The 24,800-nt window shown below is 59.9% G+C and carries 26 protein-coding genes; 8 read left to right on the top strand and 18 right to left on the bottom strand.

Annotated elements, in window-relative coordinates; all coding sequences use genetic code 11:
- The first annotated feature begins 73 nt into the window (after positions 1-73).
- Positions 74-1,927 carry an ABC transporter ATP-binding protein gene (locus tag BMY45_RS15490; RefSeq protein WP_092399057.1) on the top strand — a complete coding sequence of 618 codons (1,854 nt, stop codon included), beginning with the start codon at positions 74-76 and terminating at the stop codon, positions 1,925-1,927.
- 95 nt (positions 1,928-2,022) lie between these two features.
- Here BMY45_RS15490 and BMY45_RS15485 read toward each other — a convergent pair whose 3' ends face one another.
- Together BMY45_RS15485 and BMY45_RS15480 are read right to left on the bottom strand one after the other, a co-directional pair.
- Positions 2,023-3,021: an NADP-dependent oxidoreductase gene (locus BMY45_RS15485; RefSeq protein WP_092399055.1), complete on the bottom strand. Its 999-nt coding sequence runs from the start codon at positions 3,019-3,021 to the stop codon at positions 2,023-2,025.
- Positions 3,022-3,080: 59 nt separating this feature from the next.
- Entirely contained in the window at positions 3,081-3,869 is a 789-nt protein-coding gene (locus BMY45_RS15480) for an SDR family NAD(P)-dependent oxidoreductase (protein WP_092399053.1), read from the bottom strand.
- A gap of 263 nt (positions 3,870-4,132) precedes the next feature.
- Here BMY45_RS15480 and BMY45_RS15475 point away from each other — a divergent pair, with 263 nt between their 5' ends.
- Positions 4,133-4,708 (top strand): TetR/AcrR family transcriptional regulator, encoded by a 576-nt coding sequence (locus BMY45_RS15475; protein WP_092399051.1) that lies wholly within the window; start codon positions 4,133-4,135, stop codon positions 4,706-4,708.
- Here BMY45_RS15475 and BMY45_RS15470 read toward each other — a convergent pair.
- The gene (locus tag BMY45_RS15470; protein ID WP_092399049.1) at positions 4,695-5,417 is read right to left on the bottom strand and encodes a phytanoyl-CoA dioxygenase family protein; all 723 of its coding nucleotides are present in this window, start codon (positions 5,415-5,417) and stop codon (positions 4,695-4,697) included. The genes BMY45_RS15475 and BMY45_RS15470 overlap by 14 nt on opposite strands.
- 182 nt (positions 5,418-5,599) lie before the next feature.
- On the opposite strand from BMY45_RS15470, the gene BMY45_RS15465 reads away from it, so the two are divergent.
- On the top strand, positions 5,600-5,905 hold the full coding sequence (locus tag BMY45_RS15465; protein ID WP_092399047.1) for an NIPSNAP family protein: 306 nt from the start codon (positions 5,600-5,602) through the stop codon (positions 5,903-5,905).
- A gap of 76 nt (positions 5,906-5,981) precedes the next feature.
- On the opposite strand, the gene BMY45_RS15460 is transcribed toward BMY45_RS15465, so the two are convergent.
- The 3 genes from BMY45_RS15460 to BMY45_RS15450 all read right to left on the bottom strand — a co-directional run bounded on the left by BMY45_RS15460 (position 5,982) and on the right by BMY45_RS15450 (position 7,245).
- Entirely contained in the window at positions 5,982-6,491 is a 510-nt protein-coding gene (locus BMY45_RS15460; RefSeq protein WP_092399045.1) for an addiction module antidote protein, read from the bottom strand.
- Between the two features lies 1 nt (position 6,492).
- On the bottom strand, positions 6,493-6,807 hold the full coding sequence (locus BMY45_RS15455; RefSeq protein WP_092399352.1) for a type II toxin-antitoxin system RelE/ParE family toxin: 315 nt from the start codon (positions 6,805-6,807) through the stop codon (positions 6,493-6,495).
- A 165-nt stretch (positions 6,808-6,972) separates the two neighbouring features.
- Entirely contained in the window at positions 6,973-7,245 is a 273-nt protein-coding gene (locus BMY45_RS15450; RefSeq protein WP_092399043.1) for a hypothetical protein, read from the bottom strand.
- A 280-nt stretch (positions 7,246-7,525) separates the two neighbouring features.
- Here BMY45_RS15450 and BMY45_RS15445 point away from each other — a divergent pair, with 280 nt between their 5' ends.
- On the top strand, positions 7,526-8,197 hold the full coding sequence (locus BMY45_RS15445; protein ID WP_092399041.1) for a DUF2268 domain-containing putative Zn-dependent protease: 672 nt from the start codon (positions 7,526-7,528) through the stop codon (positions 8,195-8,197).
- Here BMY45_RS15445 and BMY45_RS15440 read toward each other — a convergent pair.
- Both BMY45_RS15440 and BMY45_RS15435 read right to left on the bottom strand, forming a co-directional pair.
- Positions 8,151-8,672 (bottom strand): HIT family protein, encoded by a 522-nt coding sequence (locus BMY45_RS15440; protein ID WP_092399350.1) that lies wholly within the window; start codon positions 8,670-8,672, stop codon positions 8,151-8,153. The genes BMY45_RS15445 and BMY45_RS15440 overlap by 47 nt on opposite strands.
- A gap of 36 nt (positions 8,673-8,708) precedes the next feature.
- Positions 8,709-9,575 (bottom strand): LysR family transcriptional regulator, encoded by an 867-nt coding sequence (locus BMY45_RS15435; protein WP_092399039.1) that lies wholly within the window; start codon positions 9,573-9,575, stop codon positions 8,709-8,711.
- Between the two features lie 111 nt (positions 9,576-9,686).
- Here BMY45_RS15435 and BMY45_RS15430 point away from each other — a divergent pair, with 111 nt between their 5' ends.
- A complete protein-coding gene (locus BMY45_RS15430; RefSeq protein ID WP_092399037.1) occupies positions 9,687-10,604 on the top strand; it encodes a DMT family transporter in 918 nt (305 codons plus the stop codon).
- A 635-nt stretch (positions 10,605-11,239) separates the two neighbouring features.
- Here the strand turns inward: BMY45_RS15430 and BMY45_RS15425 are convergent.
- From BMY45_RS15425 to BMY45_RS15385, 9 genes are read right to left on the bottom strand one after another with little or no spacing between them, the layout of a single operon-like run.
- Positions 11,240-12,313 carry a protein-glutamate methylesterase/protein-glutamine glutaminase gene (locus tag BMY45_RS15425; RefSeq protein ID WP_092399035.1) on the bottom strand — a complete coding sequence of 358 codons (1,074 nt, stop codon included), beginning with the start codon at positions 12,311-12,313 and terminating at the stop codon, positions 11,240-11,242.
- 2 nt (positions 12,314-12,315) lie between these two features.
- Complete coding sequence (gene cheD / locus BMY45_RS15420) at positions 12,316-12,813, bottom strand: chemoreceptor glutamine deamidase CheD (RefSeq protein ID WP_092399033.1); 498 nt, start codon at positions 12,811-12,813, stop codon at positions 12,316-12,318.
- Entirely contained in the window at positions 12,810-13,646 is an 837-nt protein-coding gene (locus tag BMY45_RS15415; protein WP_092399031.1) for a CheR family methyltransferase, read from the bottom strand. Before BMY45_RS15415 ends, cheD begins: the two co-directional genes overlap by 4 nt.
- Positions 13,643-14,179, bottom strand: a complete 537-nt coding sequence (locus BMY45_RS15410; RefSeq protein ID WP_092399029.1) for a chemotaxis protein CheW — start codon at positions 14,177-14,179, stop codon at positions 13,643-13,645. Before BMY45_RS15410 ends, BMY45_RS15415 begins: the two co-directional genes overlap by 4 nt.
- Positions 14,180-14,218: 39 nt before the next feature.
- Entirely contained in the window at positions 14,219-15,877 is a 1,659-nt protein-coding gene (locus BMY45_RS15405) for a methyl-accepting chemotaxis protein (RefSeq protein WP_092399027.1), read from the bottom strand.
- Between the two features lie 33 nt (positions 15,878-15,910).
- On the bottom strand, positions 15,911-18,010 hold the full coding sequence (locus BMY45_RS15400) for a chemotaxis protein CheA (RefSeq protein WP_092399348.1): 2,100 nt from the start codon (positions 18,008-18,010) through the stop codon (positions 15,911-15,913).
- A gap of 39 nt (positions 18,011-18,049) precedes the next feature.
- On the bottom strand, positions 18,050-18,334 hold the full coding sequence (locus BMY45_RS15395) for an STAS domain-containing protein (protein ID WP_092399025.1): 285 nt from the start codon (positions 18,332-18,334) through the stop codon (positions 18,050-18,052).
- A gap of 15 nt (positions 18,335-18,349) precedes the next feature.
- Positions 18,350-18,718, bottom strand: a complete 369-nt coding sequence (locus tag BMY45_RS15390; protein WP_047227658.1) for a response regulator — start codon at positions 18,716-18,718, stop codon at positions 18,350-18,352.
- Between the two features lie 11 nt (positions 18,719-18,729).
- The gene (locus tag BMY45_RS15385; RefSeq protein ID WP_371913958.1) at positions 18,730-19,641 is read right to left on the bottom strand and encodes a methyl-accepting chemotaxis protein; all 912 of its coding nucleotides are present in this window, start codon (positions 19,639-19,641) and stop codon (positions 18,730-18,732) included.
- A 694-nt stretch (positions 19,642-20,335) separates the two neighbouring features.
- Here BMY45_RS15385 and BMY45_RS15375 point away from each other — a divergent pair.
- Together BMY45_RS15375 and BMY45_RS15370 are read left to right on the top strand one after the other, a co-directional pair.
- Positions 20,336-21,682, top strand: a complete 1,347-nt coding sequence (locus BMY45_RS15375; protein ID WP_092399019.1) for an MATE family efflux transporter — start codon at positions 20,336-20,338, stop codon at positions 21,680-21,682.
- Between the two features lie 168 nt (positions 21,683-21,850).
- Positions 21,851-22,507 (top strand): HAD family hydrolase, encoded by a 657-nt coding sequence (locus BMY45_RS15370; RefSeq protein WP_092399017.1) that lies wholly within the window; start codon positions 21,851-21,853, stop codon positions 22,505-22,507.
- Positions 22,508-22,638: 131 nt separating this feature from the next.
- Here the strand turns inward: BMY45_RS15370 and ppnN are convergent, their stop codons facing one another.
- Entirely contained in the window at positions 22,639-24,012 is a 1,374-nt protein-coding gene (ppnN, locus tag BMY45_RS15365) for a nucleotide 5'-monophosphate nucleosidase PpnN (RefSeq protein WP_092399015.1), read from the bottom strand.
- Between the two features lie 217 nt (positions 24,013-24,229).
- Between ppnN and BMY45_RS15360 the strand changes: the two genes are divergently transcribed.
- Positions 24,230-24,763 carry a DUF3087 family protein gene (locus BMY45_RS15360; RefSeq protein ID WP_092399013.1) on the top strand — a complete coding sequence of 178 codons (534 nt, stop codon included), beginning with the start codon at positions 24,230-24,232 and terminating at the stop codon, positions 24,761-24,763.
- Positions 24,764-24,800: the final 37 nt, after the last annotated feature.

The raw sequence follows: 24,800 nt of genomic DNA, 5'->3' as shown, positions 1-24,800 counted from the left end.
GCTCAACTTCCAAACCCCTCAAAGCCACCTTTAAATGCCAGAATCTCTTTACTAGATCGTTTTGGAGATCACCATGCTTCGCGCTTTTGAACAACGGCTCGACCCTTTTCCGCCCGACGAGGTCCCCCCACCACCTGACGGTCTGGCGCGTTTTCTGTGGGCCTGCACGCGGGGCGCACGCGGTTACATCCTCGCCCTCGCGCTGCTCAGTGCCGCCGTATCGATTTACGAAGCCTGGCTGTTTTCTTTTCTCGGGCAGGTCGTGGACTTGCTATCGGTTTGGCAGGCCGGCGGCGATGCAGCCAGGGAGGAGAGCCGGGTGCTGTGGGGCATCGGCGTGGTGCTGGTGACCAGCATCGGGCTGGTAGCGTTGCGCACGATGGTGCAGCACCAAATATTGGCGATCAACCTGCCGTTGCGGTTGCGCTGGGATTTTCATCGGCTGATGCTGCGACAAAGCCTTTCGTTCTTCTCCGATGAGTTTTCCGGCCGGGTCACCACCAAGGTGATGCAGACCGCGCTGTCCGTGCGCGAAGTGTTATTCACCCTCATCGAGGTTGCTCCCGGAATCGGGGTGTACTTCATCGCGATCATCGCACTGGCCGGCGGCTTTGACCTCAAGCTGATACTGCCTTTCGTTGCCTGGGTAGTGTTGTTCGGGCTTGCCATGCGCTACTTCGTGCCCCGCCTTGAGAAAGTCGGGCAGGAACAGGCCAATGCGCGCTCATCCATGACCGGGCGCATCTCAGACGCCTATACCAACATCACCACGGTGAAGCTGTTCTCCCACACCAAACGCGAAGCACACTTCGCGCGCGCGGCCATGGAGGATTTCAAGCAAACCGGCTTTCGCCAGATGCGCCTGGTCAGCCAGTTCGAGATCGTCAATCAGGCATTGGTGGTCGGGTTGATCATGGGGGCAGGCGGTTATGCCCTTTGGCTATGGCACCAAGGCGAAGTCGGCCCAGGTGCGGTGGCGGCGATTATCGCCATGGCGTTGCGCATCAATGGCATGTCGCACTGGATCATGTGGCAAATGACCTCGCTGTTCGAGAGCATCGGCACCGTACAGGATGGCATGGCGACCTTGACCCGTGGCCCCAAAGTGCAGGATGCGCCGCATGCCGGCGCGCTGGTTACCACCGGCGGTGCGGTGACCTTCGACAAGGTGAGTTTCAACTACAACGGCGAACGCCAGGTGCTCGATGGCCTGAGCCTGAGCATTCGCCCGGGCGAAAAGATCGGGCTGGTGGGCCGCTCCGGCGCCGGGAAATCCACGCTGATCAACCTGCTGCTGCGTTTTTACGACGTGGACGAGGGTGAGATTCGCATCGACGGGCAGAACATCGCGCACGTCACCCAGGACAGTCTGCGCAGCGCCATCGGCATGGTCACTCAGGACACTTCGCTGCTGCACCGCTCCATTCGCGACAACATCGCCTATGGTCGCCCCGATGCCACCGACGCGCAAATCCGCAGCGCGGCGGCCAGTGCCCAAGCCGATGGGTTCATCAGTCAACTGAGCGACAAGCAAGGCCATAGCGGCTACGACACCCTGGTGGGCGAGCGGGGTATCAAGCTTTCGGGCGGCCAGCGTCAACGCATCGCCATTGCCCGAGTGATGCTCAAAAATGCCCCGATCCTGCTACTGGACGAAGCCACCAGCGCGCTGGATTCAGAGGTCGAAGTCGCCATCCAGGAAAGCCTCGATAAAATGATGAAGGGCAAGACCGTGATCGCCATCGCCCATCGGCTGTCTACGATTGCCGCGATGGACAGGCTCATCGTCATGGATGATGGACGCATTATCGAACAAGGCACCCACGCCGAACTGCTCGGGAAAAACGGGACCTATGCGCGGCTATGGCATCACCAGAGTGGCGGATTTCTGGGGGAGGATCAGGGCGTGGCTGAGGCGGTGGAGTAGGCATGAGGGTGTAAATGCAGCCAGGTCTGGTTCAGGCGCCGCAATCGGGTGCTTGGCGGCATGCACATCATCTACTGACATCTTTTGTCGTGCGCCTATTGGATTGTTATGGTGACTTTGCCTTTTGATCTGCCCTGCTCGACGTACCGCAACGCCTCTGCGGTTGATGCAAAAGGGAAGGAGCGATCGATGACCGGTTTGATGACGCCAGCCTCGATAAGCGAGGTGATTTTCTGCAGTTGTATCCCGTTGGCACGCATGAACAAAAATGCATAGCTCACCCCATGTTTGCGGGCTTTTCTGCGAATACCGCTGCTCAGCAGACGCATGATTTGCCGCAGCACCCAGGACAGGCCTTGCTCTTGGGCAAATTGCGCGGTCGGCGGCCCTGAAAGGGAAATGAGCTGTCCGCTAGGCTTGAGCACCTTGATCGATTTCTCCAGTACATCGGCGCCGAGGCTGTTCAACACCACGTCAAAATCGCGCAACTCCTTTGCAAAATCCTGCTGTTTGTAATCGATGACCACATCCGCCCCGAGTGCTTTCACCCACTCGACATTCGTCGTGCTGGTGGTGGTCGCAACGAAGGCGCCGAGGTGTTTGGCGAGCTGGATAGCAAGCGTACCGACGCCACCGGATCCGGCATGAATCAACACCTTCTGGCCTTTTTTCAGCTGGGCGGTCTCAACCAGCGCCTGCCAGGCCGTCAAACCCGCCAAGGGGATGGCGGCCGCTTCGGCCATGTCGAGATTCGGGGGTTTGAGCGCGAGCGCGTTTTCGTTCACGGCGATCAGTTCGGCAAACGTCCCGATCCGTGCTTCTGGAGGACGTGCATAGACTTCGTCTCCTGGCTTGAATCGCTTCACCGCCGACCCCGTGCGCACGACCACTCCGGCCAGGTCATTGCCCAACACCAATGGAAAGGTATAGGGCAGGATCAGTTTGAATTCCCCCGTTCTGATCTTCGAGTCCAGCGGGTTCACGCTTGTTGCATGCACCTGGACCAGAACGTCATGCACACCGACCGCGGGGTCGGGCACTTCGCCAATCATTCCGTTCTGCTTGCCGTAGCGGTCGATAAAAAATGCCTTCATGTTGCAGCTGCTCTTGTCGGAGGAATGAGAGAGGGGCGAGGCCGAGCTGTCGACAGGGATCAGCCTTGAGTCAGATAGCGCTGCGCCACGGCGGACTGCCTGATCTGCGACAAAAGACCCTGACGCGCGGTTTGCAGGGCATCCCAGCGCTCGCCTTCATGCAGCGGTGGAATGGTCACCGGTTCGCGACGGTCGAAGCCCACCAGGGCGGCATCGACCAGATCATCCACTTCCATGATTTCGCTCAAGGTGTTGATGTCGACGCCGGCGCGATCCCAAATCTCCGTGCGGGTGGCCGCGGGCAGTACGGCTTGTACATAGACACCCTGAGGCGACAGTTCCAGGCTCAGGCCTTGGGACAGAAACAGCACGAACGCCTTGGTCGCACCGTAGACCGTCATGCCGAACTCAGGCGCCAGACCCACCACCGAACCGATGTTGATGATCGCGCCTTCACCTGCCTTGACCAGGCGTGGAGCGATGGCGCTGGCGAGCCGCACCAGCGCGGTGGTGTTGAGGGCCACCAGTTGTGCAACGCTGTCGGTGCTTTGCTCGATGAAGGCGCCGGACTGTGCCGCGCCGGCATTGTTGACGAGGATGCCGATGCGCGCATCGTCCCGCAGGCGGGCTTCGACGGTGTGCAGGTCGCTGAGTTGAGTCAGGTCGGCCTGAAGCACTTCAACGGCGACGTTGTGCTCGCCACGCAACTTCGCGGCGAGCGTTTCCAGGCGCAAGTGATCGCGGGCGACCAACACCAGATCGTGTCCGCGTTGGGCGAAACGCTTGGCGTAAACCGCGCCAATGCCGGTGGAGGCGCCAGTGATGAGAACGGTAGGGCGAGTAGTCATGATGTCAGCTCTTTATCGAAAACATGGATTGGGATTGATGCACGAGAAAAAATCAGGCTCGATCAGCCAGTGCCTGGGCCAAGGTATAGGCGGTAAACAGATTCAGGTCGCTCATGGGAGGTTGTTCCGTGTCCGTTGATAACGGGTCAGGTCGTTGGAGATTATGATGATGATCGAAATCTAAAGTGTCAACGGTTTTGATTATGATCAACATCAATGTATGATCAGTCGATGAATTTCCAGCGGTAACGAGGTATCGAAACATGCGAGTCACCAAGGCCCAGGCCCAGGCAAATCGGGAACACATCGTCGAAACAGCCTCAGTCGTATTTCGCGAGCGCGGTTTTGACGGGGTCGGCGTGGCCGACCTGATGGCCGCCGCCGGTTTCACCCATGGCGGTTTCTACAAACATTTCGGTTCGAAGGCTGACCTGATGGCCGAAGCCTCGGCGAAAAGTCTTGAGCAGTCACTGATCGGCGCCGAAGCATTGAGCGTGAAGGACTTCATTGATGTGTATGTGTCGCGGGACCATCGCGACGGGCGCGCCACGGGTTGCACCATGGCAGCGTTGTGCGGGGACGCGGCACGTCAGTCGGACGATTTGAAGGCGGCCTTCGCTGAAGGCATCGAGCGCATGTTGCAAACACTCGGCGAAAAATACCCGACCGGGCCGGATGCGGCGCCGGGTGAGGCGAGGGTGAAAATGATCGACCTGCTGGCGCGCGCGGTCGGCGCGATCATGCTATCGCGCGCCTGTCCTGACGACTCGGCGCTGGCCGATGAGATTCTGGCGGTGTGTCATGCGCAAATGACTGCATCTTTGTCTAGTCGATCGTAGATTTTGTCGTTGGACGACAGGCGCGAATGCCCGTTTTCCCGAAGCCAAAATCCAAAGGCTCGAACCGTTCACTCGTGTCCATACGAATATTACGCAGGCCCACGGTTTCCAGGTGTGAAGCGTACAACGGCTCCGAAAAATAACTGATCAAAATCGAACGACGGTGCGAGCCCACCGAGTTCAGACTGCCCGCATGCACCAAGTCCACATCGAACACCAGGATGTCACCGGCGCAACCTGAAAGCTGTACGGAGCGTGATTCATCGTTGAAGTCGAATGGCGGTTCCCCCAGCGCGGGTCGATGGCTGCCAGGCACGATACGAGTCGCGCCGTTCTCGGCGCCATAATCGTCGAAAAAAGCCAGGGCCATGGCGATGTCGCCTGGCCGTTGGGCCGACAAATCGCGGTGCAGCGGTTGGTTGCCGCCACCGACAAGAGGTTCGCGCCCCTCCACCTGCGACAGAAAGAACCGCTCCCCGATCAACTCCCCCGCGACCGCCAGCACCCGGGGCAGACGACACACAGCCTGAACCTTCGCATCGTCGTCCAACATCGAATGACGCCAGTCCATGTCTCGCGGCACCGGCCACTGGTCCGACGGCCTCACACCTGCATCGAACACGGCACGCAGGTCTTCCAGCCATTGGGTTGGGATCGCTTGACGGAGCAGGGCGTAACCATTTCGATGGAGTTGATCGCGGTCAGTCATGGTTTTCTCGACTTCCTTGTGCGCACGTTTGCAAGGCTAGTATTCAAAGCAAAGTTGGACCACTCGACACGGCCAGAAACGGTCGATCTCAAAGGACGGCTTTCGACCCAAAGCCGCTATCGACGACTCAGCTTCTGGCATGTGTAGAATAACGATTACCCCATTTTCAAAGGAATGATCCAGTGATCACTTGCCATGTCAGGTATGTAATCGATCCCTACCAGATCCCGGCTTTCGAAAGCTATTCTCGCCATTGGATTCGTGTGGTGAACCGTATGGGAGGGAGCCACCATGGCTACTTTCTACCAGCCGAAGGCGCCAACAATATCGCTTATTGTCTATTCAGCTTTTCCAGCCTGGCAGATTATGAGCAGTACCGTAGGGAGGCCGGAGTAGATCCTGAGTGCGTTCAATTGGTGACGCAGGCTACCGAGCAAAAAATTATCCTGAGCTACGAGCGCAGTTTCCTTCGTCCCATTCTTGATTGAAATGACTGTTTTCGGCCGCGCTCGGGCGCGCCAAAGAGGCGGCTTTATTTTCTTGTATTGCCAGTACTGGGCACGTTTAGGTGTGTTCCGGTACGGCAGGCTTGGCCGCGGCTGATTTTCTCGCAGCAGGTTTTGCGCTTGGTTCAACCGCTGCTACGGTTGGTTTTTTCGCAGCGGATTTCGCGGTAGGTTTAGCCGCAGCTATCGGTGGTTTGCCAGCCCTTGGAGCAGTAGCTTTGGAGGCCATCGCTTGTGTTGTAATCGGTTGTACGGTGAGCTCTACACCGATCGCGGTCATCAGTTTCCTGATAGTTTCAAACCGCGTTTTTGCACCAGATTTCAGTACCTTATAAAGACTTTCACGATTAACCCCGGCATCTTTGGCGACTTTATTGACACCTTTAGCTTTTGCGACTTCGGCCAAAGCATGAATAAGGCTCTCCGTATCATCGGCTTTCATACTTTCTGCCAAGTAAGCTGCTATAGCTTCCGGGGTGTCGAGAAAACGCGAAGCCTCATAACGAGTTCTACCGGTAGTGTTGAGACTAAGAACCGGCATATCCTCAGGGTTAAATTTATCGTTCATGTCATTTACCTCTCAGGGCATCAAGGAACATTTTGGCTCTCCTAATACCTCGTTTTTGATCTGTTTTATCGCTTCCGCTGAGCATCAAGTACTCTGAGATCCCCGTGCGCACAAAATAAATTCTGTACCCCGGCCCAATAAAAACACGCATTTCGCTGACCCCATCGCCAACCGGTTCGCAATCACCAAAGTTGCCATCTCCGGCGCGATCCAGACGGGCCAGGATGGCCGCTTTCCCTTGCGCATCCTTCACACTGTCAAGCCAATCCTCAAAATCGGGCGTCTGGTGGATCTCGTATATTTTCTTATCGATCATAGTCCCATTTGTAGCCATATGGCTACTCCTGATGGATGCGAGGTTGAGTGCAGGTCGAGGTGCCTTTCATCGGTCATGGAGCTGATCGTGTCGCCCTGGCTGGCAGTAGCCACTCGCATGATCCGGTTATGCGAAAACGGGCGTTTTTAAGCGCCCGTCGTTTCATCAGCTTTCCACCTGCGCCTGAAGCCGCCGACCAATCACCTCCAGCAAATCACACCCATCGCGCAACGGAATCACCAAAAGCTGTGCGAAGTCCGAAAGCACCACTGTGTCACTGGCAATCTCGGAGCGGAACGCGATGTTTTCCAATACTTGGGTCACCACACGGATGCGGTAATCGGCGGTTGCGTGCAGGACATCCAGCGGGGCTTGAGTATCAATGAGGAGGGCCGCGGGGGTGCAGTCGATGCCGGTGATGGGGATGTATCTTTGCATGGGATTGCTCCGGTCAGGTTAGAGGGCTGATCCGATCCTCAGGTCGCCAAACCTGATCGCCATTCTGGGGCGACGGAATGACTATAGGTTTCCCCGCGCTCGACGGACAAGGCACCCGGTTCCGAGAGCTTTGTAGGAATCGCGATGGTTTTTTGCCAGAGATGTCTTACAGACAGAGGGAGAGTCGAATCTATCGACAGTGGACAACTGCCCTAGGGAAATTTACTGTCGCGAGCGGTCTGGAGCCATCGAGCCAGTACGTTGATTTAAGGAGAGAGTTATGGAGAAATGGACGCTGCACTGGCTGGAAGCTTCGGGGAGCCTGGCCGAGTTTCGCCGCGAATTGACTGACGAATTCGCCGCCGCTTATGAAGCCATAGCTTGTCTGATGCTCCCGCCGCGACTCGATGTTCTGATTCAGCGGCTACCGGGCGAAACCATTGCGGAAATGGGCCTGGTAGGGCGGGCGTTTCGCAGTTCCATGTTTTCCATGACCCTTGATCCCGATAATCCCAATTTCCTTTCCAGCCTACGCACCGGTGCGTTGCGTCGACATGTGATTCATGAGGTTCATCATTGCCTGCGCATGGGCGGTCCTGGCTACGGCTGGACTTTGGGCGAGGCTCTGGTCAGCGAAGGGCTGGCCGGCCAGTTTGTTCGGCATTTGCTCGGAAGCGATCCGGAGCCTTGGGAGCGTGCCATTGCCTGCGCCGATCTTTCAAGTCCAGCGGTTGGACGCCAAGCTCTCGAATCAAGATATTACGATCACAACGAGTGGTTCTTTGGTTTCGGCGACAAGCCCAAATGGCTCGGTTACTCGTTGGGCTATCAAATGGTCGGACGCTGGCTAGCGTCGAGGGGCGAGGTTGATGTTTCAACCTGGGTCAACGTACCTGCAACAGACATCATCGCCATTGCGCTGGAGGATGGTTTGGTGTCGGCGCAGTCTTGAACGATTCCCGCAACCGATTAATCACCTGACAAATCGAAGGTCCTTGGATTGCTGGCGGCGTAGAGCTCTCCCCGAATTCACGCCAAATGAACAAGGTCAGCTCCGCGCCATCGGTCAATGTCTGAGCGTTCTCTTGAGTGCCAAACGTCTCCAGCAGCCTGTACCGCGAATCTTTCCAGAACAGTTCCTCGACCCAGTCGTACACCGGGATGAAATGGAAGTGGATAGGGTAGCGGGGATCGTGACCGAATCGACTGATGTAAAGCCATTTGGGCTTCAGTTGCGTTTCAAGAACGCGCTGAATGTCTGCCATCAGACCGCCGAGCTCTGCGAGCGCAGGGACGGGCAATTGAGCCAATGAGTTTACATGAGCTTTGGAGCCGAGCATGAGGTAGCCGGGTAGGGCGGATGCCAGGTGGTGGTTGACGATCCAATGGGTGGTTTCATGGAGGATGAATTGCGGTGCTAACTTCAAAGCTGACTCCCTGTCGGTCATTGGGTGAAGGCGCGTCTAACCTTCGAACTCCGTCTGCAACATCGCCAAGAACGCCTCTCTGGCAGGATGCAGGCCGGCGTTTTCATGCCAGTAAAAAAGGTTATCGATCCCCATCAGTTCGGGAAATTCATATCCTGTCCAGCCAGCGCCCTGGCGGTATTGCTCATAGATTCCCCGGGGCACCAGCGAGACACCTGCACCCGCACTGACGCAGCCGACGATGGTGCCATAGCTGGCGATGCTGATGATCGGTTGTGTTTGCTCATGACGCAGCAGCCACTGCTCCAGCGCCAATCGGTACGGACAGCCTGAGGGCCACATGAAGATCGCTTTGCCTCGCAAATCTGCCGCGCTGCGCAGCGGGCCATGAGACTCGGACGCGATGAGCACCAGGTCCTCGCGGTACATCACGGCGCGCTTGAGTCCGGGCCGCTCCATGTCCACCGCTACGATCGCACCATCGAGCCGGTGATGCTGGATATCGTCCAGCAACTGAGCCCAGGTGCCCGTGCTCAGCTCAAGCGAAACCTGCGGGTACTTCGCATGGTACTTGGCCAACAACTGAGGCAGGCGCCCCGTGGCGCTGGATTCGATGGCGCCGATGCGCAGCGGTCCGTGTGGAGCGCCGGTAGGTGCGACTGCGCGGCGGGCTTCTTCCGTCAGGCTCAATATTTTTGTGGCGTACTCCAAAAACACTTTTCCCGCCGGGCTGACCCGCAGCCCACGACCCTCACGAAAAAACAACGGCGTACCGAGCTCGCGCTCCAGGGATTTGAGGCGTGCCGTGATGTTGGACGGCACGCAGTGCAGCACTTCGGCGGCGCGGGCGATGCTGCCGGTATCGCAAACGGTCTTGAGCATGCGCAGTTGGGACAGTTCCATAGCTCACCCAAAGTGAATGGTGAGTTGAGTTTAAGTCACTTGTGTTGATGTTGGGTGGTTTCGATACTTCGAGGCAAATCGGCAGACGCTCAATGGGGCAGGGACTTCTAAATGGAAACGCGGTGCGTGTCGTTCGACGGTTCCTCCAGCAAACCCGGTGCGAGAATTATCCTCGCGACGACATTCGTGATTTTTTGCTGGGCCTATTCTCCGATTGGCATTCGCATCGGCTTGCAGGCTTACGAGCCCGGTCAACTGGCGCTGATGCGGTTTCTCATCGCATCGGCGTTCATGGCCCTGGTCGCGATGGTCAAGGGTATTGCCCGGCCACGTCTCAGGGATTTACCGTTGCTGGCGGTGTTGGGTTTTTTTGCCGTCAGCCTGCACCACATCGCCCTCAATTACGGTCAGCGTGGCGTCAGTGCCGGGGCTGCCAGTGTGCTCGCCCAGTCCACGCCTTTGTTCAGCACTTTGCTGGCGCATTTTGTCTTCAAGGACAGAGTCAGCGGTTGGCAATGGGGCTGCGTAATGTGCGGTTTGCTCGGCGCTGCCGTGGTCGTCACGGGTGATCGTGGCTTTGGTGACATGGACGCCCATGGACTATTGATCCTGCTGGCGGCGCTGTCCTGGAGTGTGTATTTCTCTTTGCAAAAGCGCCATTCCCATCGCTACGACGGATTGACCATGGTTTGTTACACCGTCTGGTCGGGCACAGTCCTGCTATTTATTTTCGCGCCGGGACTGCTAATTAACGCACAACATGCCTCTGTTTCGGTGAACCTGGCGGTGCTGATATTGGGTGTTTTTCCCAGCGCGCTGGCGTACCTCGCTTGGGCTTACGTCCTGGGGCATAGCAACGTGAGCCGAGCATCCATGGCGCTTTACCTGATACCGCCCACGGCGATGTTGATGGCTTCTTGGGTGCTGGCCGAACGCCCGTCAGCGATGGTCATTGTTGGGGCGGTTATCGTGTTGGTGAGTGTGTTTGCGTTGAGTGTTGAACCGGGGAACGGGGCAAAAGTGGGCTGATTCTATCGCGGATTTAGGATCACCTGACCCGGATTGAGCTGGGGGTTTATCAATGAATCTTTTACCCTGACGCGCTGTTTTGGGGCTGCTGCGCAGCCCAGCGGGAGCAAGCTCCCTCGCCACAGGTTGCGTTATGCCAGCGATTTACCTCATTGAGTTTTACCGGCTTGCGTCGTTCCTGCGGCCAGGCCCAGGTTGATGCATTGAGCGAGTCCTGTGCTGGCCGGGGATGCTTTCGTCTGATCCGTATTTTTCGGCGTCAGGTGCCTCTGTAATGAACACCATTCTCTCCCCAGAATAAACATGCGGCTCGCCTCACACGGCCCGTGTACTGCAAACTTTTCTATCAGGTGTGCTCATGGCGAAGATGGCGATTTTTTTGGGTGGGTTCCTGGCGTTGACGCTTTTGATTGGCGTGCTGGCAACGATTTCTCCGGTATAGACGCGAGGGGGCTTTTGTGGCGAGGGAGCTTGCTCCCGCTGGGGCCGTAGGAGCTGTCGAGTGCAACGAGGCTGCGATCTTTCCCCAGACACTTGAGTCTCAAGCGAAAGATCAAAAGATCGCAGGCTTCGCCAGCTCCTACAGAGCCCAGCGGGAGCAAGCTCCCTCGCCACGGGGTTGTGGCACATCAGGCCTACCGATGCAAAATCACCTGTGCAATCTCCTGCAACCCCATTACCCGCTGCGCGGCGTTGAGTTTGATCGCTTCCTTGGGCATGCCGAAGACCACGCAGCTGGCTTCGTCCTGGGCCACGGTGCTGCTGCCGGCGTCGAGCATCTCTTTCAGGCCGCGGGCGCCGTCGTCGCCCATGCCGGTCATGATGATGCCGGTGGCGTTGCGGCCGGCGAATTTGGCCACTGAGCGAAACAGCACATCCACCGATGGGCGGTGGCGGTTGACCAGGGGGCCGTCCACCACTTGTACGTGATAGAACGCGCCGCTGCGGGTGACCATCATGTGTTTGCCGCCCGGGGCGATGAGGGCCAGCCCCGGGTGGATGCGGTCGTTGTTGCGGGCTTCGCGCACTTCAATCTGGCACAGGCTGTTGAGTCGGGCAGCAAACGAGGCGGTGAATTTTTCCGGCATGTGCTGGACGATGACGATCCCTGGGCACACCCGTGGCAAGGCGGTCAGCACCGCTTCCAGGGCCTGGGTGCCGCCGGTGGAAGTGCCGAGGGCGACGATGCGTTCGGTGGTCTGGGCCATGGCATGGCCGTTGGCGGCCGGCAGCATGGCGTCGGCGGTGAGTTTGGTGGCTGGGGTCAGCGGTGCCGGGGCAGGGCGCTTGCCCAGGTTTCTGACGTTGACCTGGGCGGCGGCGCGGATGGCTGATATCAACTCCGGTGCCGACTCCAGCAGGAAATTCTTCAGGCCGCTGGTGGGCTTGGTGATGATTTCCACCGCGCCGGCGGCCATGGCTTGCAAGGTGGTTTCGGCGCCCCTGGGTGTCAGTGACGAGCAGATCACCACCGGCGTGGGCCGCTCGCTCATGATTTTTTTCAGGAAGGTGATGCCGTCCATGCGCGGCATTTCCACGTCCAGCACGATCACGTCGGGCCACTCTTTGGCCAGTTTGTCCATGGCGAAAATCGGATCGGACGCCGCGCCCATCACATGAATGTCCGGCGTGTCGCTGAGGATCGCCAGCAGTACCTGGCGAACCACGGCAGAGTCGTCCACCAGCAGTACATTTATCTTTTTTGACATGGTTAATGCCGGGTCCTTATCGGTTGATGCCTGACCCACACGTCGCCGCTGCACAGGTCAAAGATGATGCTTCGGTAACCGGTGCTGCCCATGTCGTGGGCGATCAGGTCCAAGCGGTACAGCGCGGCCATTTCCAGCGCTGCGTTGACGTTCATGCGCGCCACGTCGCCGAACGGCACCTGGCGTTGCAGCTCCGGGAACATTTCACCGCCGCCGAACAGCTTGAGCTGGTAATCCTCGGGTTCGGTACGATGGGCCTTGGCCTGGCGGACGAACAGTTCGATGGCTTCGTCGGCGTACATACCGTTCAGCGCCGTGGAGCAGCGCGCCCGGCTGGGCAACATGTAATGGCACATGCCGCCGATCTTGCGCTCCGGATGCCACAGGGTGACGGCTACACAAGAGCCGAGAATGGTGCGCAGGCGAGTCGGGCTGGTGGCGAAACGAAACTCGCCGGGCGCCAGATACACCTCGGGCATTTGCTTCAGCGCGGCGCTCATGGCTTGCGATAAATCGAAGGTGCCACCAGTTTCAACGCGTCGGACACGCCGTTGAGGCTTTCGGAGTGGCTTACGATGAAATACCCGCCGGACTTGAGCCGCGGGAGCAACCTGGCGACCACTTTACTTTTGGTGGGCTGGTCGAAATAGATCATGACGTTGCGCAGGAAAATCACGTCGAACTCCCCCAGTTCCGGCAGGGTGTCATTGAGGTTGACCTGGATGAAATTGACCCGGCTGCGCAACGTCCGGTCAATGAGGAAGGTTCCTTGCTGGCGGCCGGTGCCCTTGAGGCAGTATTTCACTAGCAGCGATTGGGGCAGATTACGGGCGCGCTCCATCGGGTAATGCCCGGACCGGGCCTTGGCCAGCACCTGGCAGCTGATGTCCGAGCCAATGATTTCCCAAGGGGTGGTGCCCAGGTCTTCGGCCAGGGTCATGGCCAGGCTGTAGGGTTCTTCCCCCGATGAACTGGCCGCGCTCCACAGGCGAAAGGTTTTGCCCGGCGTTGCATGGGGCAGCACATGCTGGCGCAGGAAATCGAAGTGCTTGGGCTCGCGGAAAAAGTAGGTTTCGTTGGTGGTGAGCAGATCCAGCGCCACCTGCAATTCCTCGGTGCGCTGGCCGTTCATGATCAGCTTGAAATATTCCCCGTAGCTGCCCAGCTCATAGTGTTTGAGACGCTTGAACAACCTTCCGGCCACCAGCGCCTTCTTGGCCGGGGACAGATTGATGCCCGCGGCCTGGTACAGCCAGGACTGAAACTGACTGAACTCCCGATCATTGAGCGTCAGTGAGTTCACAGTGCGTTCCGTGCAGGTGTCGGTGTTCATTGCGTTTCAACTTCCAGGGCGGTTGGACTGGCCTGGGCCAACTGCGACATTTCATCGATGGACAGCACCCGATCCACCTCCAGTACGATCACGAACTTGCCGTCGACCTTGGCCATGCCGCTGATGAAATCGGCGCGAATTTTCGCCCCGAAACTCGGTGGCGGTTCGATCTGCGAAGCCGGGATCTCCAGCACCGCCGACACGGTGTCCACCAGCAGGCCGATGTCCTGGGCGTGACCATCCTCGGTGCTGGCCTCGATGATCACCACGCACGAACGCCGGGTGATTGCCGAGTTCTGTCGGCCGAATCGGGCCGACAGGTCCACCACCGGCACGACCGCGCCGCGCAGGTTGATCACCCCGCGCACGAAAGCCGGCATCATCGGCACCACCGTCAGGTTGCCGTATTCGATGATTTCCTTGATGCACAGGATGCCGATGGCAAACATCTCCGTGCCGAGCATAAACGTCAGGTATTGCGCGTCTTCTTCAACCGCGATGGCGGCTTGGCGTGTGGTCGCGATGGCACCCATGCCTTTTTCTCCTTTAAGCGAGCCTGTGGAAACGCACCGTCAAAACCGGGTGAATTCGGATTCGTCGGGTGCGCTGGCCATGTTGTAGGCAAACGCCTTGGGCATCACCGTCGCGGGAGCACGCACTGCCTTGCGACTGGACGGGCCGGGGGTGTTGTCCACTTTCAGTGGCTGGCTGGCCGATTTGGCCGGCGCGTCCAGGGTGAAGAAACTCATGGCCTGTTGCAGTTGTTCGGCCTGGCTGCTCATCTCTTCTGCGGTGGCGGCCAATTCTTCGCTGCTGGAAGCGTTCTGCTGGGTCACCTGGTTGAGCTGGGTCATGGCCGTGTTGATCTGCGCCACGCCGGCGGCCTGCTCTTCGGAAGCGGCGCTGATTTCCTGCACCAGGTCCGAGGTCTTGTTGATGGACGGGACCATTTCGTTGAGCAGGTGCCCGGCCTTCTCGGCCATGTCGACGCTGCTGGACGACAGCTCGCCGATCTCCTGGGCCGCCACCTGGCTGCGTTCCGCCAGTTTGCGCACCTCGGCGGCGACCACGGCGAAACCTTTGCCGTGCTCACCGGCGCGGGCCGCTTCGATTGCCGCGTTGAGCGCCAGCAGGTTGGTCTGGTAGGCGATGTCATCGATGATGCTGATGCGTTGGGCGATTTTCTTCATCGCCACCACGGTCTGCTGCACCGACTCACCACCGTCGGTGGCTTCTTTGGCGGCCTTGCTGGCCATGCCGTCGGTGACCTTGGCGTTTTCGGTGTTCTGGTTGATGCTGGCGCTCATCTGCTCGATGGAGGCGCTGGTTTCTTCGACGCTGGCGGCCTGCTCGCTGGTGGCCTGGCTCATGGATTGCGCGGTGGCGCTGACTTCTTCGGAAGCGCTGGCCAGGTTGTCAGCGGCGTTGCGCACTTCACCGATGATATGGGACAGCTTGCCCACCATGTTCTGCATGGCGTTGAGGACCATGCCGGTTTCGTCTTTGGAGCCGCTTTGGATTTTCGCGTTCAGGTTGCCTTCGGCCAGTTGCTCGGCGACCGAAACGGCCTGCTTCAAGGGGCGAGAAATGATCCGGGAAATGAACAGCGCCAGGCCCAGGCCCACCAGCAGGGCGGCAATCAGCACGGCAATGATCGACAGGCGCGCATCTTCATACAGCTCAGTGCCGTGAGCGCTGGCCACATCGGCCCCGCTGGCATTGAGCTCGACCAGTTTCTGCAGGTCGGCGGTCACCAGATCGAAATGACGTTTGGATTCGCCCTTGAGCAACGTCTGGGCTTCGGTGGTCAGGTTTTGCCGGGACAGCGCAAACAGGTCTTTGCTGACGGCCAGGTAAGCGACCCAGTCGCTGCGAGCGGTGTCGAAAAGCTGGCGATCTTCTGCGCTGGAGAGCAGTTTTTCATAGGTTGCCAGGCGTGTTTCGAAGCCCTGTCTGGCTTCCTCGGCTTCTTGTTCAATCGCCGTGCGCTCCTGCTCGGAGTCGGCCGTAATCTGGCGATTTTCCTTAAGGCGATAATTCGCCGCGTAGAAACGCATCCCTGAGGCGGCGCGCATCGAAGCCATCCAGTTTTCGCGGATATCGATGGTGGTGCCGTTGACCTCGTTGAGTTGGATGATCGAGAACACCCCCATGACGGCGGTCAACGCGAGCACCACCAGAAATGAGGTGATCAGTTTGGTGGCGATTCTAAGATCGTAGAACCATTTCATTGGGAAGTACCTCTCCATGGAATTGCTAAAGCGTCAGCGAGCAGTGGCTTGTTGTAATGGGGGTGTGGTGTAGCGGTTGTCGGTTTGGGCGATCTGGGTCAGTAGCGCCGGCACGTCGAGAATCAACGCCACCGCGCCGCTGCCCAGGATGGTCGAGCCGCTGATGCCGCGCAGCGCGCCGAACAACTTGCCCAAAGGTTTGATCACGGTCTGGAATTCACCGAGCAGGTCATCCACCACCAGCCCGGCCTTGAGTTCGGCGTAGCGCACCACCACCACGTTCTGCCGACGCGAGGCCGGGCCTTCGTGGTTGAAGTGATCGCGCAGGTACACCAGCGGCAGCACCTCGCCGCGCAGGTCGAGGTAGCCTTGTTCGCGGCTGCAAACCCCGTCGTCCTCGCTCAACTCGATGCATTCCTGAACCATGTCCAGGGGGATGACGTAGGTGGACTGGCCGATGCCCACCAGAAAACCATTGATGATCGCCAGCGTCAGCGGCAGGCGGATGCGCACCACGGTGCCCTGGCCCGGTTGGCTGTCCAGATCGACGGTGCCGCGCAGCAGGGTAATGTTGCGCTTGACCACGTCCATGCCGACGCCACGCCCGGAAAGGTTGGTGACGGCCTGGGCGGTGGAGAAGCCGGGCTCGAAGATCAGGTTGTAGATTTCCTGGTCGCTGGGGCTGGCGCCGGGGGCGACCAGGCCGCGTTCCTGGGCTTTTTCCAGGATCCGGTCACGGTTCAGGCCGGCGCCGTCGTCGGCGATTTCCAGCACGATGCTGCCCGAGTCGTGATAGGCATTGAGGTGCAGATGACCCTTGGCCGGTTTACCGGCCGCCAGCCGCGCCTCGGCGGTTTCGATGCCGTGGTCCATGGCGTTGCGCAACAGGTGCATGAGCGGGTCGCCGATTTTTTCCACCACGGTTTTATCCAGCTCGGTTTCCGCACCGCTGATGATCAGGTCGATGTCCTTGCCCAGTTCCTGGCTGACATCGCGCACCACCCGGCGGAAACGATTGAAAGTTTCACCGATGGGGATCATGCGCAGACGCAAGGCGCCGTCGAGAATTTCTTCCACCAGCCCGGACACCGTTGAGGTCGATTCCTGCAACGAGTCGTCGTTGCAGTGGCGGGCCAGGAGGCTGGCGCCGGCGCTGGCGATGACCAGTTCGCCCACCAGGTTGATCAACTCGTCGAGCTTGTCGGCGTTGACCCGCACATAGGCGCCGTCCTTGGCTTTGCCGTCGCTGGTCGCCGGTTGCTTGTCGGGCGTGACCTGAGCGGGCATGCGCGCAGCCGAACGCTGGTCCGGCATCAGTTGGCCGGTGGTGACCATTGCCGTGTTGGGGTCATCCTGCTCTTGGAAGGTTGCAACCAGCCCGGTGTTCATCGGCGGCACAGGGTCATCAATGGCGACGATCTGGATCTGGCAATCTTCGCGCACGAAATCGAAGACTTCGTTGATCGCTCCGTGGCCGGCAGCCGAACTGAACTCAATGTCGAACCCCAGGTAGCAGGACTCGGCATCCCAGGTTTCGGCAGAGGGCATTGCATCGGTTAGCGTGGTGATGTGGATGATCTCACCGAGGGTTTGCAGGTAACGCAGGAATGACAGCGGGTCCATGCCGTTGCGGAACACCTCCGGGCCAAAACGCAGGACGATGTGCCAGAGGCGCGTTTCGGCGGGCGCTTGTGGGTCGCTTGCTTCGGCGGCCTTCGGGGCTTGGGCGGGCGAGGGCGTCTGATATTCCTGAAGGATCTGGCACAGCTCCATTTCCCGGGCCAGGGCCGGGGGCGCCAGTTTCGCGCCCTGGTTGGCCACCACATTGATCAGCTCCAGCATGTGATCACTGGACTTGAGCAACACGGCGATCAGGCCGGCGTCCACTTCGACGCTGCCGTTGCGCAGCCGATCGAGCACGTCTTCGACGATGTGGGTGAAACTGACGATGGGTTCCAGGCCGAACAACCCGGCCGAGCCCTTGATCGTATGGGCCGCCCGGAAAATCGCGCCGATGGCATCATCGTCCCCCGGATCGCTCTCCAGCTGCAGCAGGGACTCCTCCATCGCCTGCAACTGTTCCCGTGCCTCGACGATGAACGTTTGTTGTGCCTGATCGAGATTGATGCTCACGCTCATATCCTTTGTCGTGTCCCACGTGTTGCGAGGTCTCTATACAACCAGGTTGCACAGGGCGAGTGTTTCGGTGACGGCCTTGCTCTGGCCCGTTATCTCCAGCCGGGTACCGGCCTTGGGGGCCTCGCGCTGGACCATCAGCAGCAGTTGCAGGCCGGCGCCGTCCATTTCCGTGATCTGCGACAGATCCAGCGCCATGCGTGGCGTAGCTCCCAGGCGCGGCAGCCACTGCGCGGCGAGGTCGGCGGCGGTATAGATCGTCAGTTCGCCGTCGATCTGCACGTGCGCGGTGTCATCCTGTGTTTCGTACAGCAACGGCATTTCACTCTCCGCGAATCAAGGAAGAATCAGCTTGGACACCGCCGCCAACATCTGCGCCGGCTGGAAGGGCTTGACCACCCAGGCCTTGGCTCCTGCCGCCTGGCCCTCGAGTTTTTTCGACTCCTGGGATTCGGTGGTGAGCATGATGATTGGCGTGAACTTGTAGCTGGCCAGCTTCTTGACCTCCTTGACGAAGGTGATGCCGTCCATGTTCGGCATGTTCACGTCACTGATGATCAGGTGCACCTTCTGGCCGTTGAGCTTGCCCAGTGCATCCTTGCCATCGCTGGCCTCGATTACGTCGTAGCCGGCACTTTTCAGCGCGATGCCGACAACCTGCCGAACGCTCGCGGAGTCGTCGACAACCAATACACTTTTAGCCATGAACGGCTCTCCTAGAAGAAGGTTATTTCCTGTGAATTCTGTTGCGCGCCCGATTCGCCATGATGGTTGCGGCGTTGTTCTTCGGTGGCGTAAGTGGTTTCCATGCGCGCCAGCCATTGGCGGGCATCGATGGAAACGGCCTGGTCGGGCGACTGACTGGCCTGCTGCATATGCACATGCAGGTCCTCAATGTTGTCGCGCACGTGGCTGAGGATCTGGCTGACCCGATCCTGGAATTGCAGGTTGACCAGCACTTCGGTGAGCTCGTCGCGAATACCGAAGCTTTCCTGTTGCAACATGTCGGCCGATTCGGCCAACCGCCCGGTGACGCTCTTGAAGCGTTCCAGCACGCGCTGGATGCTGTCCTCGGAGACGGTGACCGACTGGCTGTCCTGATCCGCGCCGCTGGAGGCGGCCTGGACCAATTGAGTGATGGCGTTATTGATGATGTCGACCTTGGCCGACATCTGCTGGCCGGTCTCGCTGGATTTGCTCGACAGACTGCGCACAGCGTCGGCCACCACCGCAAAACCGCGCCCGGCTTCGCCCGCACGGGCGGCTTCGATGGCGGCGTTGAGGGCCAGCAGGTTGGTTTGCGCGGCAATGGCCGCGACATCGGCGGCCATGGTCCGCAGCTCGCCGGTGTAGGCGGTGAGGTTACGCACCTGGGCCAGGGTTTCATCGCGGCTGGCCTGGGTGGCTTTCAGGGAGTCGATGACCTGGACCAGCTCACCTTCGCTTTGGGCCAGTACCTGTACGGCGCCGCCACTGCTTTTGCCGGCCAGCTCACCGGCGGCCAGTTGCGAGGCTTGCACGGTGTCTTCCAGGCGTGAAGAAATACCGGTGAAGCGACTGGTCAGCGAGACAATCGCGGTTTCGGTCTGCTGCCGGGAGCTTTCCACCTGCTTGGCCCAGATCGGCATGGCACCGAGGATGACTTCGTTGAGTTGCGTGCCGGCCTTATGGCTCAGGTGGTCGGCGGCGTGTAGCGCGTGATGGGCAATGGCGGCGGCGACGGCTCTGTCGATCTGCTGGTGCTGGGCGCGGGCAGCCCACACGCCGACCCCGGCGCCAATGGCCAGGAGCACGGCGCACAACCCCAGGTTCTGTGTACTTGGACCGTTGAGAATCAGCAGGCCGACGCTCGCGATCAGGGCCACAAACAAGCTGGACCAAAGGATGCGCGGCGGAGTTTGGGATGGGGAATGACCGTGTGAATACGACGTCATGGTTCGGTCCTTGAACAGTGTTGCTAACAGGTTATTTGCGAATAACTGGTTATCTGCGACCCCACCCCGGACTTTAAGACCGGTCGTCCGATTCCGGAATGGCCGAGGGCGTTGACCTGCCCAGCGAGTGGCACTGTGCTACTTCAGGTTAGACGCAGTCCCTGAAATGTCGAGGCGCACTGACGAACAGATGAGTCGCGCACAACCCCCTCTATGTAGAGTGACTCTGTGGGAGCAAGGCTTGCCCGCGAAGCAGGCGACTCGGTTCCAGATCGAGCGCATGACTTTCATCGCGGGCAAGCCTTGCTCCCACAGATATTCTCGCCACAGGTTTGGATTGAGCTAAATTACTTCCCACCGGATTTTGAACCTGCCATCACGAGCCCTCATGCCCACCCAGCCTCTCTGGAAAATCTACCTGCTGTTCCTGGCCCCCATGGTCCTGTCCAATTTCCTGCAATCCATGTCCGGCACGCTCAATAGCATCTACATCGGCCAGATGCTCGGCACCCAGGCATTGGCGGCAGTGTCGGGCATGTTTCCCATCCTGTTTTTCTTTATCGCGCTGGTGATTGGCCTGGGCGCGGGAGCGGGGGTATTGATCGGGCAGGCCTACGGCGCCAGGGAAACCGGCACGGTGAAGGCGATTGCCGGCACCACGTTGCTGCTGGCGGCGATCATCGGGCTAGTGGCGGCGGTGCTCGGCAGTGTGTTCGCGCGCCAGGCGCTGCAGGGGCTAGGGACTCCGGCCGATGTGCTGGAGGACGCGGTGTCCTATGCCCGGGTGATGATGTGGATCCTGCCGATATTGCTGGTGTTCGTGGTGTTTACCCAGTTGCTGCGCGGGGTGAGCGATACGCTGTCGCCCATGCTGGCCTTGCTGGTGTCCACCGGTGTCGGGCTGTTGCTGACACCGGCGCTGATTCGCGGTTGGCTGGGGCTGCCGCAAATGGGCATCCAGAGCGCGGCGCTGGCGGGGCTAGTGGGTACGGCAGCGGCCATGGTCATGCTGGCGTGGCGCCTGAACCGTCGCGAGCATGCGCTGGCGCCGGACCGGGCGTTACTCGCGGCGATGCGCCTGGACATGGATATCCTCGGCAAGGTGTTGCGCATCGGCCTGCCCACGGGGTTGCAGATGGTGGTGATCTCGCTGTCGGAGCTGGTGATCCTGGCGCTGGTCAATGGCCACGGATCCCAGGCCACGGCCGCCTACGGCGCGGTGACGCAGATCGTCAATTACGTACAGTTCCCGGCGTTGTCGATTGCCATCACCGCCTCGATCCTCGGCGCCCAGGCCATCGGCGCCGGGCGTCTGGAGCGCTTGGGGCCGATCCTGCGTACGGGGCTGTTGATCAACGTCTGGCTCACCGGTGGGCTGGTGGTCTCGGGGTATCTGTTGTCTCACTGGCTGCTGGGGCTGTTCATCACCGACCCGGCGGCGCGAATCCAGGCTGAGCACCTGCTGCACATCATGCTCTGGAGCCTGCTGGTCTTCGGCTTCCAGGCCGTGATCGGCGGCATCATGCGCGCCAGCGGCACGGTGCTGATGCCGGTGGCGATTTCGATCTTCTGCATCGTCGGCGTTCAGCTGCCAGTGGCCTACCTGCTGGACGCGCAGTTCGGCCTGCAAGGGGTATGGATGGCGTTTCCGGTGGCTTACTTGAGCATGCTGGTGTTGCAGACGCTGTACTACAAGATGGTCTGGCAGCATCAGCGGATTGAGCGGTTGGTGTAGAGCGCAGCAGGTGATTTTGTGGGAGCGGGCTTGCTCGCGAAGGCGGTGGATCAGTCAATATTGATGTTGAATGAAACACCGCCTTCGCGAGCAAGCCCGCTCCCACAAGGGTTCTGTGCCTGGCGATGTTACAGTGACCCTCATCCCCCTTCATCACCGAGGATCCCGATGTCAGACCACCGTTCCTACCGCGCCTTTCTCTTCGACATGGACGGCACGCTGCTCAATTCCATCGCCGCTGCCGAGCGGATCTGGACGCGCTGGGCCCTTCGTCACGGCGTGGAGGTGGCGAGCTTTCTGCCGACCATCCACGGCGTGCGCGCCATCGACACCATTGCCCGCCAGCACCTGCCAGGGGTAGATGCCCTGGCCGAGGCCGAGCAGATTACCCGCGAGGAAATCGAAGACGTGGAAGGTGTGGTGCCCGTGCCCGGTGCTGCGGCATTTCTGAACAGCCTGCCGCCCCTGCAATGGGCCATCGTCACCTCGGCGCCCATGGCGCTAGCCTTGCGCCGTATGGAAGCGGCCGGCATTCCTCGTCCGGCGGTGATGGTCACCGCCGAGGATGTCAGCGACGGCAAACCCAACCCGGCCTGTTATCGACTGGCTGCAGAGCGTCTGCAAGTCGCACCACAGGATTGCCTGGTGTTCGAGGATGCCGAAGCGGGCATCAAGGCCGGCGAAGCGGCTGGGGCGGATGTGCGGGTGGTGACGGCGACGCATACGCATCCGGTGGCCACCCCCCATCCGCTGATCAAGGATTACCGTGAGCTTGGCGTTGAGGTGGATGAGGCCGGACGGATGCGGCTGAACCCGCTGCTGTGACCGCAGCAGAACCCCTGTGGGAGCGGGCTTGCTCGCGAAGGCGTCGGCGCATCCGGCATTGATGTAGCCTGACACGCCGCCTTCGCGAGCAAGCCCGCCCCCACGGGGGGGGTGACAACCTTCAGAATCGGTCAGGTCACCACGCGGTAGCACGGTTCATACGCGGCGCCGCCCGGCAGTTTCATGCGGTGCTGGGCGACGAAGGCCTGGAGCAGCCGGTCGAGGGGTTCCATGATGGCGGCGTCGCCGTGGATCTCGTAGGGGCCGTGTTCTTCGATCAGGCGAATGCCCTTGTCCTTGACGTTACCGGCCACGATCCCCGAGAACGCTCGGCGCAAGTTGGCGGCCAGTTCGTGGGCGGGCAGGTCGCGCCTCAGGCCCAGGCTGGCCATGTTGGCGTGGGTCGGGTTGAACGGACGCTGGAAGCCTTCGTCGATTTTCAGCAACCAGTTGAAGTGGAAGGCGTCGTTGCGTTCGCGGCGGAACTGTTTGACCGCTTTGAGCCCTTGGGTCATCTGCCGCGCCACTTCGGCCGGATCGTCGATGATGATCTGGTAATGCTTCTGTGCAGCCTCGCCCAGGGTCGCACCGACAAAGGCATGCAGTTGATCAAGGTACGGCGCGGCGCTCTTGGGCCCGGTAAGAACGACCGGGAAGGGCAGGTCCTGGTTGGCCGGGTGCATGAGAATGCCCAGCAGGTAGAGGAACTCTTCCGCCGTACCGGCGCCGCCCGGGAAGATGATGATGCCGTGACCCACACGCACGAAAGCTTCCAGGCGCTTCTCGATGTCCGGCAGGATCACCAGCTCATTGACGATCGGGTTCGGCGCTTCGGCGGCGATGATGCCTGGCTCCGTCAGGCCCAGGTAACGGCCGCCGTGGATGCGCTGTTTGGCGTGGGCGATGGTGGCGCCTTTCATCGGGCCTTTCATCACGCCCGGGCCGCAGCCAGTGCAGATGTCCAGGCTGCGCAGGCCCAGTTCGTGGCCGACTTTCTTGGTGTATTTGTATTCTTCGGTGTTGATCGAGTGGCCGCCCCAGCACACAACGATTTTTGGCTCCACCCCAGGGCGCAATGTGCGGGCGTTGCGCAGCAGGTGGAAGACGTAGTCGCTGATGCCTTGGGAGGAACTGAGGTCGATGCGCTGGCTGTCCAGTTCGTTCTCGGTGTAGACGATGTCGCGCAGGGCGCTGAACAGCATCTCGCGGGTGCTGGCGATCATTTCGCCATCGACGAAGGCGTCGGCCGGGGCGTTCAGCAGTTCCAGGCGTACGCCCCGGTCTTGCTGGTGAATACGGATCTCGAAGTCCTTGTAGGCTTCCAGGATGGTCTTGGCGTTATCGACATGGGCGCCGGTGTTGAGAATGGCCAGGGCGCACTGGCGGAAGAGGGTATAGATACTGCCGGAACCGGCTTCACTCAGTTGCTGGACTTCGCGCTGGGACAAAGTCTCCAGGCTGCCCTTCGGGCTGACCGAGGCGTTGATTACATGTCTTTGATTCATTCAGCTTTCCTTGAAAACGATGCCGTACTCACAACGACGGCATCTTGAAAAAAACGTCCACGCAGAAAGATCGCACGATCCTTGCGGTATCGCCATGGACTTTGATCCGGATCCTTCGGGTCGGTTGCAACACAAAATGAGCCCCAGCATAGCTAAATCCACCGGGCAGGCGATAATGCGGGACTTTTTTTACGCCGCACAAGGAAATTGCACCGCGATGTTCGAGCTCAAGCCGTGGGACGCCGAAGTCTACCGACGCCAGACCCGACGCAGTACCCTCATCGTCGCCGTGACGTTCCTGGCACTGGCGATGCTGTTGTCCAGCCTTTCGGTGATGCTGTTCGGCACGCCCGGGGGGGATAATTTCCGCTTCAATCTCGGCGGGGTGATTGCCGCGGTGTTGGTGATGGTCGCCTTGATGCGCCTGTATTTCTGGTCGCAGCCGTGGATGGCCGCAGCGGTGTACGGCTGGCAGCTCAAGCGCAGCTTGATGAGCATCACCAATGTGATGCACCAGGTGCAGGCCGGGGTGCAGGCCCAGGACGTGGCTGCCATGAAGCTTCTACGGTTTTATCATCTGGGATTGACGCAGATGCATCAGCTGGACGCCAACTCCAGCGCCCAGGGCTCACTCGCCCGCGAGGCTGATGAGCATCTGGCAAGGATGCAGGCGCTCAATCTCGACAGCGAGCAAGCTCGGCTGGACCCGATCTGGATCGACACGGTGAAAAAGGCTTATAGCGGGCGCTGATCGACGCCCCAGGGCAATGACAGGTCAAGCGCCGGGG

The organism is Pseudomonas sp. NFACC39-1 (assembly GCF_900110355.1).
Lineage (GTDB): Bacteria > Pseudomonadota > Gammaproteobacteria > Pseudomonadales > Pseudomonadaceae > Aquipseudomonas > Aquipseudomonas tehranensis.
Note: the sequence above shows the minus strand (reverse complement) of the source record. Positions and strands in the feature narration are given on the sequence as shown.

Excerpts from the sequence above, each read along its gene's own strand:
- BMY45_RS15475 (WP_092399051.1), top strand. The coding sequence starts at position 4,133 with ATGCGAGTCACCAAGGCCCAGGCCCAGGCAAATCGGGAACACATCGTC.
- BMY45_RS15470 (WP_092399049.1), bottom strand. The coding sequence starts at position 5,417 with ATGACTGACCGCGATCAACTCCATCGAAATGGTTACGCCCTGCTCCGT.
- BMY45_RS15480 (WP_092399053.1), bottom strand. The coding sequence starts at position 3,869 with ATGACTACTCGCCCTACCGTTCTCATCACTGGCGCCTCCACCGGCATT.
- BMY45_RS15435 (WP_092399039.1), bottom strand. The coding sequence starts at position 9,575 with ATGGAACTGTCCCAACTGCGCATGCTCAAGACCGTTTGCGATACCGGC.
- BMY45_RS15375 (WP_092399019.1), top strand. The coding sequence starts at position 20,336 with ATGCCCACCCAGCCTCTCTGGAAAATCTACCTGCTGTTCCTGGCCCCC.
- BMY45_RS15450 (WP_092399043.1), bottom strand. The coding sequence starts at position 7,245 with ATGCAAAGATACATCCCCATCACCGGCATCGACTGCACCCCCGCGGCC.
- BMY45_RS15490 (WP_092399057.1), top strand. The coding sequence starts at position 74 with ATGCTTCGCGCTTTTGAACAACGGCTCGACCCTTTTCCGCCCGACGAG.
- BMY45_RS15385 (WP_371913958.1), bottom strand. The coding sequence starts at position 19,641 with ATGCCGATCTGGGCCAAGCAGGTGGAAAGCTCCCGGCAGCAGACCGAA.
- BMY45_RS15405 (WP_092399027.1), bottom strand. The coding sequence starts at position 15,877 with ATGAAATGGTTCTACGATCTTAGAATCGCCACCAAACTGATCACCTCA.
- BMY45_RS15430 (WP_092399037.1), top strand. The coding sequence starts at position 9,687 with ATGGAAACGCGGTGCGTGTCGTTCGACGGTTCCTCCAGCAAACCCGGT.
- BMY45_RS15445 (WP_092399041.1), top strand. The coding sequence starts at position 7,526 with ATGGAGAAATGGACGCTGCACTGGCTGGAAGCTTCGGGGAGCCTGGCC.
- BMY45_RS15360 (WP_092399013.1), top strand. The coding sequence starts at position 24,230 with ATGTTCGAGCTCAAGCCGTGGGACGCCGAAGTCTACCGACGCCAGACC.
- BMY45_RS15460 (WP_092399045.1), bottom strand. The coding sequence starts at position 6,491 with ATGAACGATAAATTTAACCCTGAGGATATGCCGGTTCTTAGTCTCAAC.
- BMY45_RS15390 (WP_047227658.1), bottom strand. The coding sequence starts at position 18,718 with ATGGCTAAAAGTGTATTGGTTGTCGACGACTCCGCGAGCGTTCGGCAG.
- BMY45_RS15410 (WP_092399029.1), bottom strand. The coding sequence starts at position 14,179 with ATGGGTGCCATCGCGACCACACGCCAAGCCGCCATCGCGGTTGAAGAA.
- BMY45_RS15425 (WP_092399035.1), bottom strand. The coding sequence starts at position 12,313 with ATGTCAAAAAAGATAAATGTACTGCTGGTGGACGACTCTGCCGTGGTT.
- ppnN (WP_092399015.1), bottom strand. The coding sequence starts at position 24,012 with ATGAATCAAAGACATGTAATCAACGCCTCGGTCAGCCCGAAGGGCAGC.
- BMY45_RS15415 (WP_092399031.1), bottom strand. The coding sequence starts at position 13,646 with ATGAACACCGACACCTGCACGGAACGCACTGTGAACTCACTGACGCTC.
- cheD (WP_092399033.1), bottom strand. The coding sequence starts at position 12,813 with ATGAGCGCCGCGCTGAAGCAAATGCCCGAGGTGTATCTGGCGCCCGGC.
- BMY45_RS15370 (WP_092399017.1), top strand. The coding sequence starts at position 21,851 with ATGTCAGACCACCGTTCCTACCGCGCCTTTCTCTTCGACATGGACGGC.
- BMY45_RS15455 (WP_092399352.1), bottom strand. The coding sequence starts at position 6,807 with ATGATCGATAAGAAAATATACGAGATCCACCAGACGCCCGATTTTGAG.
- BMY45_RS15485 (WP_092399055.1), bottom strand. The coding sequence starts at position 3,021 with ATGAAGGCATTTTTTATCGACCGCTACGGCAAGCAGAACGGAATGATT.
- BMY45_RS15395 (WP_092399025.1), bottom strand. The coding sequence starts at position 18,334 with ATGCCGTTGCTGTACGAAACACAGGATGACACCGCGCACGTGCAGATC.